The sequence below is a fragment of the Paenibacillus sp. PCH8 genome (assembly GCF_002968835.1).
Lineage (GTDB): Bacteria > Bacillota > Bacilli > Paenibacillales > Paenibacillaceae > Paenibacillus.
This window is the reverse complement of the sequence record NZ_PKQK01000001.1, coordinates 1,963,372-1,978,359: the sequence shown is the minus strand read 5'-3', so window position 1 is coordinate 1,978,359 and position 14,988 is coordinate 1,963,372. Positions and strand designations below refer to the sequence as shown.

General features: G+C 46.5%; 14 protein-coding genes. All 14 read right to left on the bottom strand.

The features are described from left to right. Positions 1 to 11 precede the first annotated feature (11 nt). The 14 genes from C0Q44_RS08540 to C0Q44_RS08480 all read right to left on the bottom strand — a co-directional run bounded on the left by C0Q44_RS08540 (position 12) and on the right by C0Q44_RS08480 (position 14,946). Positions 12 to 581 carry a DUF6470 family protein gene (locus tag C0Q44_RS08540; protein ID WP_105406882.1) on the bottom strand — a complete coding sequence of 190 codons (570 nt, stop codon included), beginning with the start codon at positions 579 to 581 and terminating at the stop codon, positions 12 to 14. Positions 582 to 599: 18 nt separating this feature from the next. Next, the gene (gene flgL / locus C0Q44_RS08535) at positions 600 to 1,520 is read right to left on the bottom strand and encodes a flagellar hook-associated protein FlgL (RefSeq protein WP_105406881.1); all 921 of its coding nucleotides are present in this window, start codon (positions 1,518 to 1,520) and stop codon (positions 600 to 602) included. Positions 1,521 to 1,544: 24 nt separating this feature from the next. Beyond that, positions 1,545 to 3,101, bottom strand: coding sequence for a flagellar hook-associated protein FlgK (gene flgK / locus C0Q44_RS08530; RefSeq protein WP_105406880.1), 1,557 nt, complete (start codon positions 3,099 to 3,101; stop codon positions 1,545 to 1,547). A 19-nt stretch (positions 3,102 to 3,120) separates the two neighbouring features. Beyond that, positions 3,121 to 3,624: a flagellar protein FlgN gene (locus tag C0Q44_RS08525; RefSeq protein ID WP_105406879.1), complete on the bottom strand. Its 504-nt coding sequence runs from the start codon at positions 3,622 to 3,624 to the stop codon at positions 3,121 to 3,123. Between the two features lie 11 nt (positions 3,625 to 3,635). Beyond that, entirely contained in the window at positions 3,636 to 3,920 is a 285-nt protein-coding gene (gene flgM, locus C0Q44_RS08520) for a flagellar biosynthesis anti-sigma factor FlgM (RefSeq protein ID WP_105406878.1), read from the bottom strand. A gap of 175 nt (positions 3,921 to 4,095) precedes the next feature. After that, complete coding sequence (locus tag C0Q44_RS08515; protein WP_105406877.1) at positions 4,096 to 4,500, bottom strand: TIGR03826 family flagellar region protein; 405 nt, start codon at positions 4,498 to 4,500, stop codon at positions 4,096 to 4,098. A 149-nt stretch (positions 4,501 to 4,649) separates the two neighbouring features. After that, positions 4,650 to 8,618, bottom strand: coding sequence for a fibronectin type III domain-containing protein (locus C0Q44_RS08510; RefSeq protein WP_181150909.1), 3,969 nt, complete (start codon positions 8,616 to 8,618; stop codon positions 4,650 to 4,652). Between the two features lie 365 nt (positions 8,619 to 8,983). Then, positions 8,984 to 9,880, bottom strand: a complete 897-nt coding sequence (locus C0Q44_RS08505; protein WP_105406875.1) for a ComFC family protein — start codon at positions 9,878 to 9,880, stop codon at positions 8,984 to 8,986. 104 nt (positions 9,881 to 9,984) lie between these two features. Next, on the bottom strand, positions 9,985 to 10,446 hold the full coding sequence (locus tag C0Q44_RS31745; RefSeq protein ID WP_374955074.1) for a helicase-related protein: 462 nt from the start codon (positions 10,444 to 10,446) through the stop codon (positions 9,985 to 9,987). 53 nt (positions 10,447 to 10,499) lie between these two features. Then, complete coding sequence (locus C0Q44_RS31740) at positions 10,500 to 11,060, bottom strand: DEAD/DEAH box helicase family protein (protein ID WP_374955073.1); 561 nt, start codon at positions 11,058 to 11,060, stop codon at positions 10,500 to 10,502. Positions 11,061 to 11,535: 475 nt separating this feature from the next. Further along, positions 11,536 to 11,871, bottom strand: coding sequence for a hypothetical protein (locus tag C0Q44_RS08495; protein ID WP_146113434.1), 336 nt, complete (start codon positions 11,869 to 11,871; stop codon positions 11,536 to 11,538). 447 nt (positions 11,872 to 12,318) lie between these two features. Beyond that, the gene (locus tag C0Q44_RS08490; RefSeq protein ID WP_181150908.1) at positions 12,319 to 12,723 is read right to left on the bottom strand and encodes a hypothetical protein; all 405 of its coding nucleotides are present in this window, start codon (positions 12,721 to 12,723) and stop codon (positions 12,319 to 12,321) included. Between the two features lie 335 nt (positions 12,724 to 13,058). Continuing rightward, the gene (locus tag C0Q44_RS08485) at positions 13,059 to 13,781 is read right to left on the bottom strand and encodes a response regulator transcription factor (RefSeq protein WP_105406872.1); all 723 of its coding nucleotides are present in this window, start codon (positions 13,779 to 13,781) and stop codon (positions 13,059 to 13,061) included. Positions 13,782 to 13,785: 4 nt separating this feature from the next. After that, the gene (locus C0Q44_RS08480) at positions 13,786 to 14,946 is read right to left on the bottom strand and encodes a sensor histidine kinase (protein WP_036612500.1); all 1,161 of its coding nucleotides are present in this window, start codon (positions 14,944 to 14,946) and stop codon (positions 13,786 to 13,788) included. Positions 14,947 to 14,988: the final 42 nt, after the last annotated feature.

The following is a 14,988-nucleotide window of genomic DNA, read 5'->3' as shown; positions in this document are numbered from 1 at the left end:
TACATTATATCTTATAATCCCATATCAATCGTAGGTGGAGTATATTGTATAGAAGCATATTGCTGCACATAAATATCCAACTTACCGCGTTGATATTCAATCTCTGGTTTGTTCACGATTACATTCATCTCGGATTCCGCTGCTTCAAAGCGAATGTCTGGTGCTTGCGTAAACACACGGACATCCACATTATCAGAGGAAGCTGCCGTGCGAGTCTCTGGGAACGGCTTAGCTTGCCAATTCGTTCCTACAATATTGGCAATGGTATTACCTGGTTTGTGGATGGCTGCCATATCATTCCCTTGTTGCACACGTTCAGCCATATTCTGCATGAATAATTGCTGAATACCCGAATATATTCGGGCATTCATATCGATCATATTCCCTCCATGATAGGCAGAAAAAGCCTTGGACTGATCCACGTTCAACTCTATTGCATGGCTTTGCATCGTTAATTTACCCGGCTTGGTATGGAGCTGAACCTCTGCCTTTGGCTGACGAATCGAATACTGACCAATGTCCGCATCGATATGTAATAACGTGGGCGTTGTCTGAATTTGAACGACCGGAAGAGTATTCACCAGATGATCTCTCCTTTGTTATCTAAGAAAATCAACTAATGATTGGGATATAATTTTAGCACCAGCGGAAAGGGAAGCATTATATATATTTTCTTGAATTTTGGACTTAATTGATAACTCAGCGTAATCTGCATCCTCAACCTTTGCTTGCAAATCCGTTAAGTTCACTTCAAGATCACTTAATCTACCTTGCATGAGTTCCACACGATTGGTTTTCGCACCAATCTCCGCACGGATTGCGAGCATCTTATTTGTTCGAGTATCAATGTTTGCAAGCTGATTTGATACTTCTTTTTGATCGCCACTAGCGAGAGCCTGACTAATCGTATTAAAGATTACAAATAGATTATCAGCTTCTGTAGAGTCACCGAACACTTCATTACCGGTTACGTTAATTGGGAGTTGGATACTCTCACCCACGATAAAATTAATTTTACCCGAATCAGTAACAACGGAAGCAGCATTTGTTGTATCGAACGATCCGTCAGTACTGGTAGGGAAATCATAAGGCTTCACATCATAGGTTTCCCCATTAAACACATACTTCCCATTCAACGTGCTGTTTGAAATATCAACAAGTTGTGCTTTTAATTGTTTCACTTCTTCATTGATACTATCAAGCGCAGATTGCGGGTTAGTCCCTGTAGCTGCCTGGACCGTCAGTTCTCTCAACCGCTGAACCACGCTACCTGCTTGATCCATAACTGTATCATTAAAATCCAACCACGATACCGCGCTATCCACATTCTTTTGATACTGTTCATTGGATGAAAGTTCTGCACGATAGCGAAGAGAGTACGTAATCCCTACCGGATCGTCAGAAGGTTTGTTGATCTTCCGTCCCGTTGCCAGTTGAGTTTGTGTACTATTCATCTGTTGTGCATTACGGTTCAAGTTAAGAATCAATTGCGAGCTCAACATATTATTTGTAATTCTCATCGTCTGTTATGTCACTCCTTTCTATTATCTGCCTACTACGCCGGTAGAGTTAATTAATTTTTCGAGTAATTGGTCATATGTCGTCATAAAACGTGCAGAAGCACTGTAAGCATGTTGGAATTTGATCATATTAGCCATTTCTTCATCCAAAGAAACACCACTGACTGATTGACGGCGAGTGTTCACTTGTTCTACGAGGAACTCGGAATTAGAAGTCTGACGTGCCGCCTCTTGAGATTGAACTCCCAACTGTCCAACGATCGCACTAAACTGAGCACCAATCGTTGCATTCCGCAATCCATCCACGGATTTCATTGGAGTATCCTTCAGGTTAGCCAGCAGATTAGCCAGTGTATTGTTTCCTTTGATTACTGTTTCTGCTCCTGAAGAATCCGTAGTGGTTCGGAGCGAGGTTGCAATTTTATTCGGGTCAGCTACAATATCAGCATTCAATGAAATATTGCCAGCTGTAATGGCTGTTCCACCACCCGCTGCTGTAAAGAAAGGTACTCCGGGCGAATTAGTTCCGTCCATGCTGTATCCAAGCTGATGCAATCCATTCAGGCCTTTGACTGTAACTTTCAGGTCTGTTGCTAGCGTTCGTGCTGCACCTGTGTATGTAACTCCATCCAGTACAGTATTATCTGGCAAGACAGAACCCGCAGGAAGGGTGATCTCAATATCACCGTTGGCAAGCGTATTGGCTAAGTCATCCATTTGTTTCTGATAGTCAGTCACCAAAGTGTCTCTAGACTTGATCATGCCGTGGACCTCGCCGTTAGTGAGCGTACCTGCTGTATAAGCAGCATTCAGAAAAGCAGGATCTACCGCTACTTGTACCGCACCGCCTGTGACAAGTGCCTGACCATTCATCTGAACTTGGTATCCTTGCGGAGAATCCGTAACAGTAACGTTCATGATTTTGGACAACTTGTCTGTCATCAGATCACGTTGGTCACGTAAATCGTTGGCATTGTCGCCAAGTGACTCGACTTTTACAATAGCACTATTAAGGTTCGCAATGTTACCCAGGTAGCCCTGAATTTCATTGCCTTTCACAGCAATGTTACTGTCCAGATCCTGACTGAGTGCATCCAGTTGACGGCTAATTTGATTCATCGCATCGGTAAGAGCAAGGGTTGTTTCTTTGACGATCTTACGTGCCGTAACATCCTCAGGATTCTTGCTCAGGTCTGACCATGATTTGTAGAAGTTATCCATAACGGTTCGAAAACCAGTGTTTGATGGTTCGTTTACAATAGCCTCAAGTTTCTCAAGTGTATCTCGTTGAATGGACCAACTCCCGAAGTTGGTATTCTCATTGCGATATTGGTCATCCAGGAATTTCTCGCGCACACGGGTAATGGAGTCGAACTCTACCCCAGTACCAAGCTGTCCTGGTATTGTGCTATGCAGAAATGCAAACGGCTCCATGGGAATGGATGCCTGCATGTTTACCTTTTGGCGTGAGTAGCCTTCCGTGTTGGCATTGGCTATGTTGTGGCCTGTTGTGCTAAGAGCTGTCGTCTGAGTGAACAAACTGCGTTTAGCCGTTTCGATTGAATGAAATGTAGATGTCACCTGGTTTCCCCCTAATTAATCAGGCACGCGTGTCAAACAGACCGATTCGCCCTGGATTGCCGTTCTTATCAGCAGGATGCTGATAGGTGGCATCCTGTTCTGGTCTTGTAGCAAAAATGTCCATTGAAAGATCAATAAACATCAACGATTGCTCGATAAGCTTTTGATTCAATTGATTAATTTCTTTCAGTTCCTGTAGTGTTCCCGCCAGCTTCTTCTGGACTTCAAGCAATCGCTGTTTATCAGCCGGATCAAAGATCAGCTTGGAAATCTCGGTAATGTTCAGATTCAGCATGGACTTGATCCCACGCTCCTGAAGCAGTTCATGAACAGCGCTTTGTCGTTCACTTTCAAGCGGCTCTTGCTGTTTCATAAACTTGGATTCCTTATTCATGACGGCAATGAGTTGGTCTACATCGTTCTTGACGATGACCTGCCTCTTGTTCTCGCTGAGTGCCAGCATATCGCGGTGACTTTGTTCCATTTGCTGCAAAACTGCAATTAATCTGTCCAGTGCTGCCATTACGTGATCACCTATTCCTTATCAAAAGACTTAAAATACGGCAGCAGCTTATCAGCAAGCTTGCTACTATCTACCTGATACGTTCCCGAACTGACCTGTTCTTTCAGTTCTTGTATCCGTTGTACGCGTCCTGCATCTTGTGTGCGTCCTTGTTCCTCAAGCATCTTCATCGCCTCCGGAGAAATGGATACTTCGTCCTTACGGCGGCTCTTCTTGGCATCAGCCTGCTGATTGGATTCAACGTTCCTCTGATATGAATTGATGGCGCCAATTCTACTGGGTTCATTGATTTTCATTTAACTTGCACTTCCTTCCACATTAGGGTTTTACGACAATATACGTTTTTCTTACTTTAGCTTTATGTTATCAAAATAATTAGGAAAATAAAAAAACCGATAATCTTTAATAAGTTTATCGGTACGTTTCAAAACATTTGTTATAGCATTATTCGTATTTAAGACCTCGTTCCTACTAATCGCGCAGTTTGTCGACAGCATTGTAGGTTCGTCCGCCTATATTGTTGTTATCCTTCTGGCCTACTTCGCGAGCTGCCCCAGACAAATCTTTCGTCAAACGATGACGGCAGGAGTCACACATATGCCCTTCACGAATCAACGTTCCACATACTTCACAAGGATACATCATATTCGGGGCGTTTTCGATGGAAATCCGTCCCTCTCGGATAAACTTGGTAATGGTTTTAATTGAAACTTCTGTTGCATCGGACAGTTCCTGTATGTTAGAGCCCTTATTCTCACGCAAGTAATCTACACAAATCTGATATTCAGCTTCTATTTCCTTGATACAGTTCGAGCATACATCTCGAAAATTCAATGCATATAATCTTCCACAGCGAGGACAATTACCCAGATTCATCGCTAAAACACCCCTCTCAAATTTCCTTTTCCGTATAGATAATAAGTATACATTACCTTATTTTCTCATATGAAGCCATAGTCTATTTACAAAACAAAAGGGGGAACAGAATGCATATATACGCAATCCGGTTCCCCCACTCTACATCATTAATTCAATGTTCTAATACTTAGAACAGAAGACCAAACGCTCGTGTTCTGATCATTTAATGCCCGAATCCGATATTTGTGCAAACTGGACGGTAGCAGATCGGAATGAACAAACATTGCATCACTGAAAACCGCCACAATTTGCCCATCCGCTTCAATTTCGTAAGACGAAGCTCCAGCTACAGTGTCCCACGTCAGATTAACGTTCGTTCTGTCCGAGGTTCCCTTCAGCGCAGGTGTGGTTAATTGAGTCGTTCCCGTTAGGATCTCACTCCAGGCTCCCGCACCGGAAGCGTTTTTGGCACGAATTCGGAAGGTATGTTCCGTGTTTGGTGCAAGTCCGCTCTTCGTATAAGCAACTCCACTCACGGCAACCACCGTACCATCAATCTCAAGTTCATAACCGGTAGCTCCAGTTACGGCACCCCATCTTAGCGCGATCGCCGCTGTGGTTGCAGAATTAATAGTCAAACCTGAGACACTCGCTGGTAACGTAGTTTGGGACACTAATGCTGTCCATGCACTCACATTAGTGTCGGTCAGGGCACGAACACGATATTTATGAATGGTACCACCAGGCACTCCATTGTGAACATACAAGAGATCACTCACAGTAGCAACGACTATGCCATCTGCTTCTATCTCATATTTTGTTGCACCAGCAACTTCATTCCAAGTCAGCGTAACTGCCGTTTCTTCAGGTATAGCTTTCAGCGTTGTTGGTACATTTAATTGGGTCGAGGCAGTTACGATTTCACTCCAGCTACCGATGCCGGCAGCATTTTTGGCACGAATACGGAAGGTGTGATCCGTATTGGCTAGAAGACTACTTTTCGTATATGCAACTCCACTCACAGCAATTACAACACCGTCAATTTCCAAATCATAAGCGGTAGCACCTGTAGCAGGATTCCATTTCATTGAGATAGCAACAGGTGTAGCTGTATTTAACATGAGACCGTTAACTGTTGCAGGTATAGTGCTTTGGGTCAGTACTGCTGTCCATGCACTCGTATTGGTCTCCGTCAATGCACGAATACGATATTTATGGGCCGTTCCTGGCAGTAGTGCTGCATGGCTATAGCTAGGTTCTTCTACCGTTGCTACCACTACTCCGTCAGCCTCAATCTCATACTTTGTCGCATCAGCAATGGCTGCCCAAGTTAGGTTAATTGCAGTTTCTTCTGATGTTGCTTTTAATACCGGTGTATTTAGAAGTGTTATTCCACTGATCAACTCACTCCACGCCCCTAAACCGGCAGCATTTTTCGAGCGAATACGGAAAGTATGATCTGTGTTCGCTGTAAGACCACTCTTCGTATAAGCTACTCCCGTTACTGGGACAACCGTTCCATCGATCTCCAGATCATATCCCGTTGCTCCCGTCACTGCTGTCCATTTCAATGCAATGGCTACATTCGTAGCTGAGCTAACCGTTAATCCTGTAACAGAGGCAGGGATCGTGCTTTGCGTCAGGATTGCTGTCCATGCACTCGTGTTGTTCTCCGTCAACGCACGAATGCGATATTTATGGGCTGTTCCTGGCAGCAATGATGTATGGGTGAAGCTAGGCTCTTCTACTGTTGCCACCACTACTCCGTCGGCCTCAATCTCATACTTGGTCGCATCAGCAATAGCTGCCCAAGTTAGGTTAACTGCCGTTTCTTCCGATGCTGCTTTTAGTAACGGTGTATTCAAAAGTGTCGTTCCACTGATCAATTCACTCCAAGCCCCTACACCGGCAGCATTCTTCGAACGAATACGGAAAGTGTGATCTGTGTTTGCTGCAAGACCACTCTTCGTATAAGCTACTCCCGTTACTGGGACAACCGTTCCATTGATCTCCAGATCGTATCCCGTGGCTCCGGTTACTGCTGTCCATTTCAATGCAATGGCTACGTTCGTAGCCGAGCTAACTGTTAATCCTGTAACGGAGGCAGGGATCGTGCTCTGGGTGAGGGTTGCTGTCCACGCACTTGTATTGGTATCCGTCAACGCACGAATGCGATATTTATGGGCCGTTCCTGGCAGCAGTGCTGTATGGCTATAACTAGGTTCTTCTACCATTGCTACCACTACTCCGTCAGCCTCAATCTCATACTTAGTCGCATCAGCAATAGCTGCCCAAGTTAGGTTGATTGCTAATTCTTCCGATGCTGCTTTTAGTGCAGGTGTATTTAAGAGTGTCGTTCCATTGATGGGTTCGCTCCAAGCTCCTACACCAGCAGTATTCTTCGAACGAATACGGAAAGTGTGATCTGTGTTTGCTGCAAGACCACTCTTCGTGTAGGTCACTCCTGTTACTGGGACAACTGTTCCATCGATCTCGAGGTCATATCCCGTTGCTCCGGTTACTGCTGTCCATTTCAGAGTAATAGCTGCGTTGGTTGCTGCACTAATCACTAATCCATTAACGGAATCAGGCAACGTATTTTGTGATTTTACTGCCGACCATGCGCTATTGTTATTATCACTTATAGCTCGTACACGATACTTATGTGCCGTTCCAGGTTTGAGTCCCGTGTGTGTATAGATTGAATCTGATATATCTCCAATGACAACGCCATCAGCCTCAACTTCATATGACGTTGCACCATTAACTGGTGACCAGATGAGAACAACTTCTTCTTGTGAGGGGTTGGACTGAATAACGGGTGTACTCATCTGGGTGATTCCTGTAGTTACATCACTCCAGCTTCCTGCACCACCAGCATTTTTAGGTCTGATTCTAAATGTGTACTCTGTATTGGCTGTAAGTCCGGTTTTACTATATGTGGTGCCAGTTACTGCAACATTAGTGCCATCAATCTCCAAATCATATCCGGTAGCACCCTTTACTGCAGTCCAAGCTACGGTTAGTTTATTAAATGTAGCATCAGTAACCTTCAACCCGTCTGTACGATCAGGTACTGTTAACTGACTCACCATTTTACTCCACGCACTCTCATTATTAGCCGAGAAGGCTTTTAGCACATAGGTATGCGTTGAATTCGCTTCAAGCCCTTCATGCACATAAGAAGTTACGTTTCCTAATTCAATTGGTGCACCACCATCAATCTGCAACTGGTAGCGATCTGCAAACTCAACCGCCATCCACTGAATCGTATTCTTGCCTTCCTCAGACGTTACGGCCAAAACAGGTTTCTCAAGCAAGGTTGTTACTGCAATCGGCTCACTCCACTCACTAGCCCCTAGTCGGTTGATTCCACGTACTCTATAGGTGTATGTAGTATTTGGTTTAAGTGAAGAACTTGTATAATTGATTCCGTAGAAAGGTCCTTTGACTACACCATTCTCTTCAATCTCATATTGGACAGCTTGTGGAGTAGCAGACCACTTGAGATTAATAGCTACATCATTGGCGTCAGCCGCCAAATTAGCTGGAACTGCTGGAGCCGTAGTAATAGGCTGTGTTGTCCCCGGCTCTTTTACAAAACTGAATGATTCTGCTTTTCGTATATAATACGGATTCAGGTTGGATACAAAATCTACTACCGCTCCTGTATCGGCGTTAATCACAAGACTTAACTGTGTAGCCTCATAGCTTTGCACATATCTTGGCGTAGTCATTCCAAACTCATCAACCGTGGAATTATTCCATACACCAACATTAGTTCCGGATTGTCTGTATTCCATAGTCGTGTAATACTCCCATACCTCTGCAAAGTCGATGATAAAAGCATTGGTAACTTTGCCGGCATAAGTAGATGTGTAGGAGCCAAATGAAATCTTGGTTATGTCCTCTGCTGCCCCATTGATCGATTGACTTCTCCTAAAAGAATAGCCTGATGTTGAAATCTCGTATGATCTTGCCCAACTCAGTTTAACTAATTTTTGGTTCACCTGTAGTTGGCCGTTGTTGTTGGTCAACACATATTGGTAATCATTACTTGATGAGACTATCCCGCTTCCTATTGCGGCATGTGCCCGGTTCCCCCCGTACACACCAAACTGACCGAATACCAGCATAAATACTAGTAGACGGACAGTCCATAAGTAAAAACTGCTTTTTCTTTTTCCTGAGACCACTTTTGTTCTCCCCTTCAAAAAGATGTGTTGTGCCACTCCCTATGGTGAACGGCAAAACTATCTATTCTGCGCGAGAAAACCAATCCCTCTTTTTTACATGTAAATTTTTTCTTATAACGCTTTCATTCATAATTTCTTCAAACAACTATACTTCAAAAGGCATAAACGAAAAGGAGACACGCATTAACATACCAATGATTAATAAAAGAACATACTTTCCTGTCTACTATTAATCAGAATGTTAGATTCCCCACCTATAGTCGCTGAAGATTGTGGGACCGTCATTCATAACTTGTATTTGCTTCCTAGGATCTCGCCAGTGTTAATGTATAAATCTCGACCGGAATCTCCATGGAGAAGGCAGCATTAAGAATAACCCGCCCACAAGCGTCCAAGGTGCTACCTGTTGTGTATATATCATCGATCAGCAGTATCTGTATGGCTCTAGCATGTGACATGCCTTTTTGTGTTGGCAGATAAGACTCCCTGTATAGTTCTTCAATGAACTGTATGCCATCCGGGTTGATGGAAAAAGCGTTCTTCATCGTTTCGATACGCTCACCGCGTGATTTGAAGCTCTGTTTGGTGGTGTTGATCTGGCGCTGCAACAGATCAACGATGGGTAGGCGGCAGGCGGTGCCGAGCCCAACAGCCAGCCGCTCCGCCTGATTGAAGCCGCGCTCGGCCAGGCGCTCGCTGCTCACCGGAACATAGGTGATCGCGTCAGGCCGCCATTGCGGCTTCGGTTGTTGAGCAAATGTGGCGGGATGAGCCACGGGGGATGAGGGTTCTTTTACCAAAGCAGCAGTTCGTTCATCACTCATCGCTTGAAAAGCTTGAATTAACAGCGCGGTTAAGAGCGGAGCGTATCTTTCATGGCCCCGAAATTTGTACATGCCAATCCAATCCTTCATAAGAGCGTTGTAATGTACGGCACTGCGATTGCAGATAAAAGAACGGTTTTGCATATGTAGACGAGCACAGTCCGGGCATCCGACGCCCCGACCACAACGCAGACAGCGGATGGAACGAATCCATGGAATCAGCTTCACACAACGCAGACATATCCCAGGGTAGAGTGGAGACAGGACTGCTCGGGTGCCACAGGTCAGACAAGTCGCTCCCGGCGGGGCGAGCAGGTGGTGAAGTCGCTGAGTTAGGTACTGCGCGTGATCGGTGATGTTGCTGAGCCAGTTGAACATGGATGTGTAAACCTCCAGTCTCGGGAATCTAATGAGAAGTGTGGATATATGAGCGTGTGTAATCTGAAATATAGATATGAAACCATATATTTGGGCAGGTAACATTATGCTTGATTCGGCAGATGCAGATAGCCTTTGCGACGAGCGATGGTGTTCATTTTCCGAATCTGTGCAACGGCCTTCACCTGTGAGTGTGTCCGACGAGACGATGCAAACACCACTCTACCTGTCGGGTCATCCATGGAACGCCCTGCTCTACCCGCCATCTGGACCAGCGAAGCTTCATCAAAGAGACCATTGTCTGCATCTAATATGAAGACATCACTGCGCGGAATGGTTACACCACGCTCCAGAATTGTAGTGGTCACGAGTAGACGAATCGTTCGTTCGCGAAAGGCAGTAACTTTGCCAGCCCGATCTGGATCTTGAGATGAAGTTCCTTCAATATGGATTCCCGGGAAAGTTCGACGCATCAGGTGAACAAATGCCTCAATCTGGGCAATCCGTGTCACAAAGACAAAGACTTGGGCTTCGCGTTGTATTGAGGTACGGATGCTTTTTCTCATTGCAACTGGCAGCTCACGTCTCTTAATGCACTGGGCAACGGTAGCCATCTTCATCAAATGAGGGACAGGTAAAGGATGACGGTGGAAACGTACCGGAACTTTGGCATGAGCGAGTTTGCCCTGTGCCGCTTCCTTCTGCAGACGAGCAGGTGGTGTAGCGGATAGATATACGAAATTCCCGTCCGGCTTGCAGGAAGATGTCGCCGCGTGAGCGAGCATGGGATCATTGTGATAAGGATAGGCATCGAGTTCGTCGATAATAACAAGGTCAAACCCTTGATAAAAACGCATGAGCTGATGCGTAGTCGCGAGCGTGAGCTGTGCTTCTTTCCAGCGTTCATCACTGCCCCGTAAAGGGTAGCAATCGGGGTGCCCGGGAAAGCCTTTGCCAGTCGCGGGGCCAGTTCCAGCACCACGTCTCTGCGCGGGGTAGCGACCAGAGCTCGTCCACCACGATCCAGTGTATGCTGGAGCAGCGGGAAAATCATTTCCGTTTTGCCGGCCCCGGTCACGGCCCACAGCAAAAACCGCCCCGGCCCATCCCCTGCGGGTGGCCGGGCCAAAAACGCGAGCGCCGCGGCTGCTGCCGCGCTCTGCGCTGCGCTCAGCCCCACCGGGCGAGTCCGCCGCCGGTGGGGGCCATGACCGTGCCACGCGGTGCTTCGCCGCGTCGTGGCACGGCCACTTGCGCTGCACTGCGTAGCAGCAGCGCACAGGCACGGCTGCGCCCCAGCGCGAGGCAAGCCTCGCAGTAGGCGCACGCCGTCAGGCCGCAGGCAGCGCAGGGCACGCGCTGCCTGGCTTCGCTGCCACAGCGGTGGCAGCGAGGCGCGCTCCGCGCGCGGCCAAGCCACGCATGCCTGCGGCGCGTGGCAGGCCCTTCGAGGGCGGCTGTGATGCTCAGCCGCCCATGCAATTGCGCGAGCTGCGCAGCCGCGCGCCAATCCTCTGGCGGCTGGGCGGTATCCGCCAGCAACGCCTCGGTCTCGGCCGCCAGCAATTGGCGGCCGTGAAGCCGCTCAGCCAGCAGGGCCGCGTCCCGCTCCAGCTGAGCCCACTGCCCGGCGGGATAAGGCTCTGGCATCCCGCCTACTTGAATGCCCCGCACAGCGGCGCTGCCCGCTTTGCGCGATACTCTCCCCTAGCCTCATCCTCCCCCGAGGCTTGCTCATAAAAATCCAGCTTACGTGTGAGATATGCCTGCCAGTGAGCTATGCCCCATTGATGCATTCCCCGCTCTGTCCCAAACTGTTCAACCAACCATGAAGCTTGGCTTAACGGTAGCGCTCCATCTAACAGCAACCAGCGAAATACCCGTCGCCCACTCCCTCCCTCAAGCCACCAAGCTACATCCACTCGGATGTCGAGTGACAACACCATGCTCCACCCTTCACCTATACGGCACACATATAAGGCAACCTTCACTTTCTCTCCTCTCCCCTCGAACATTCTCCCAAACGCAAAAAAAGCACATGCCTACCCGGCTGTTCGCCGGAGCATGTGCTTCATGTCCATATTCAATCTTATTATGATGAATCTACATATTACTATATCAATTGAATCTCTACACGACAAGTTCAGTCTTGTAGATCAATTCCTCTAAGAACCAGAATCTTTCTTAAACATCGCGAAACTTTTTCCAGTTTGAATCGTCTATACTTTTAAATTAAGATTTCTGACTTCAAAAATCTTATTTCAGTGATCATGACTCGGCAACATCCAGACAATAACCATAGATTGCATAAAAACCCATTTTTGATTTAAAAGCAGACTTGGCTACAATTACAAAAAAAGACTACAGCTTCTGCTGTAATCTTTTCACTGTGGACTTGCAAAATGCAAATCCATATTCCGTTCACATCGAATCATAATTCATCGCCTTGATTCACGCAAATCAATAAGGCGAAACGTATCATCGTTCTGAACCACCTGTTCGATATCTGCCGGGACAGCAGACAGATACATTGGCTCCATTCCTTGCCTTCGCATAAGCTTTTCAATAATCGTAATGGTTTCCGCTTCCGTACGATCAGCGATAACTGTCAATCTGAAGCTCTTTCCACGGTATAACAAATCCCGGCAAAGTGCTCTTACTATGCCTTCAATCCGTTGTTCCTGATTGGAAGGGATGAGCAGAATCTGCTCGAAACCTTCGTCTTCCGGACGGGAAAGATGGCGCTGGTGCATGGCATGAACGGCCATTGCCGCCAGGAAGTATATGAGCAGAATCATAGTCAGATGAGCAACCATGGCAACTGCACCTCCTCGGAAGGTCATGCTCACCCATGGCGAACATCCCTGTATACAACAAGTATATGCTGTACATCCCGAAGGGTTACATCTGCATCTCCATCTCCTATCACTCATATTCCATTCTGATCGACACCGGACGAAGAAAGACAGGCCAGGTCATTCATTCACGCCTAAGCTTAAACATATGTTCCGCACAACTTAACACTTTAATCATATGCAGTGATAAAGTCCATTAACCCGCAAACCGATCCAACATTCTGGACAGGGCGCGAGTGAACACCAATCTATACTTCATCAAGGTTAAACCAACCAATGGACTGACTTACGGTATGAATACTGCTTCAAGGAAACATATGATACTAGAGCGTAACCCAACCATACTTGATTGAATTAATAACGGCCTGTGTACGGTCATCCACTTCCATCTTCTGCAGAATGCTGCTGACATGGTTTTTTACCGTTTTTTCACTGATGAACAGGAATTCACCAATCATTTTGTTACTCTTACCCTCTGCCATCAAGCGCAGAACTTCAGCCTCACGACGAGTGAGCGGGTTATTGTCGCCAGCGACAAATTTAACGCCTGCTTCCTTCGAAGCTCCTTCACTCATTGCCCCTGTTTCATTAAGGTATGTCATACGACGCAGCTGCATGATCAGTTTACCCGTTACTTTCGGATGAATGAACGCATGTCCTTCATGGACAGAGCGAATCGCGTTGATCAGAGACTCAGCCTCCATATCCTTCAGCAAGTATCCGTTAGCCCCTTTGCGAAGCGTCTCAAATACATAACTTTCATCATCATGGATAGACAAGATAATGACTTTGACATCAGGGAACAGCTCACGCAGTTTCTCCGTTGCTACAACCCCGTTTTCGATCGGCATGTTAATATCCATCAAAACAATATCAGGTTTCTCTTGGTTGCAGAATTCGAGCACTTGAATCCCATCGCCGCATTCGCCGATGACCTCAATGTCGTCCTCCATATTTAAAATGCGTTTCAGTCCCTCACGGAACAGCTGATGATCATCAGCCAAAAGAACTTTAATTGATGCTTTACCAGTATCACGGTTTTCCATCCTGCTACTCCTTTCCCTTATCCACGTTTGTCGGGATATGAATCACTATTTTGGTTCCTTGATTTTCTCCGGACTCAATCTCTATTCTTCCTTCTAACAGTTCAACCCGTTCTCTCATCCCAATCAGACCGAAGTGGGTATGATCCTTGCTTTTCTTTGCAAGAAGCTCCGGTTTGAATCCAAGCCCATTGTCCTGAACGACAATTTTGACGAGCTGAGCCTGGTATGTAATTTCAACTACAACATAAGTGGGATAAGCATGCTTTGCAGCATTCGACAGACCTTCCTGCACGAGGCGATAGATGGCAGCCTCCATCGCAGATGATAAACGATGTTCCTTGCCTCTTGTTTCAAAAAGCGAGCGGATTTTCGTTTTTACTTCAAAATCCTGCACGTATTTCCGAAGCGTTGGAATTAGTCCCAGATCATCCAGTGCCATAGGACGCAGATTGAAAATTACTTTTCTCATTTCTTCAAGACTGGAACGAACCTGGCCTTTCAAATCTACTATTTCGGCCTGGACCATCTTAAAATCCTGCTTAATGAGCATTCTTTCTACAATTTCCGTCCTAAGCACTAGATTGGCGAGCATCTGCGCAGGCCCGTCATGAATCTCACGAGCAATGCGTTTCCGCTCTTCTTCCTGGGCCAAAATTATTTTCAAACCAATCATTTGTCGATTTTTGGCATTTTCAATGATACGGGTCACTTGACCCAGTTCACCCGACAGGTACTCCAGCACAACGCCCATTTGCGAACCGATGGTCTCGGCACGCTCCACAGAAGCTTCCACATTTTTGGCACGCTTCTGCAGATCATCCCGACGGGCCTTCAGATACATTTCCTTCTCACGATAAATCATCAGATCCAGCTGCAGCTGTGTTGCTTTCTCATACGCCTGCTTAATATCATGTTCGGAATAACGGACAAAGTCACGGCTAACCTCCGTCAGCCGGATCCGGGAACGGCGGTAGTTGAGCTCCAACTGATCTACTTTCTCGATCGTTTCCGCCGTCTCCTTCAACACCGACTTCAACTCCTCGTTGAGCGTTTTTAGCTCATCGCGAGTCGAATCCATGATTTCGAACATTTGATATTTACTGTTTTCCATGACTTGTATGGCGTTTTTAATGACGCGGTCTATGGCATCGGCTTGTAAATCCACGTTTGTTCGACTCCATTTCTATCGTTTCCGGTATATATCATA

Excerpts from the sequence above, each read along its gene's own strand:
- flgL (WP_105406881.1), bottom strand. The coding sequence starts at position 1,520 with ATGAGAATTACAAATAATATGTTGAGCTCGCAATTGATTCTTAACTTG.
- C0Q44_RS08525 (WP_105406879.1), bottom strand. The coding sequence starts at position 3,624 with ATGGCAGCACTGGACAGATTAATTGCAGTTTTGCAGCAAATGGAACAA.
- flgM (WP_105406878.1), bottom strand. The coding sequence starts at position 3,920 with ATGAAAATCAATGAACCCAGTAGAATTGGCGCCATCAATTCATATCAG.
- C0Q44_RS08515 (WP_105406877.1), bottom strand. The coding sequence starts at position 4,500 with ATGAATCTGGGTAATTGTCCTCGCTGTGGAAGATTATATGCATTGAAT.
- C0Q44_RS08510 (WP_181150909.1), bottom strand. The coding sequence starts at position 8,618 with ATGCTGGTATTCGGTCAGTTTGGTGTGTACGGGGGGAACCGGGCACAT.
- C0Q44_RS08505 (WP_105406875.1), bottom strand. The coding sequence starts at position 9,880 with ATGTTCAACTGGCTCAGCAACATCACCGATCACGCGCAGTACCTAACT.
- C0Q44_RS31745 (WP_374955074.1), bottom strand. The coding sequence starts at position 10,446 with ATGAGAAAAAGCATCCGTACCTCAATACAACGCGAAGCCCAAGTCTTT.
- C0Q44_RS08490 (WP_181150908.1), bottom strand. The coding sequence starts at position 12,723 with ATGACCTTCCGAGGAGGTGCAGTTGCCATGGTTGCTCATCTGACTATG.
- C0Q44_RS08485 (WP_105406872.1), bottom strand. The coding sequence starts at position 13,781 with ATGGAAAACCGTGATACTGGTAAAGCATCAATTAAAGTTCTTTTGGCT.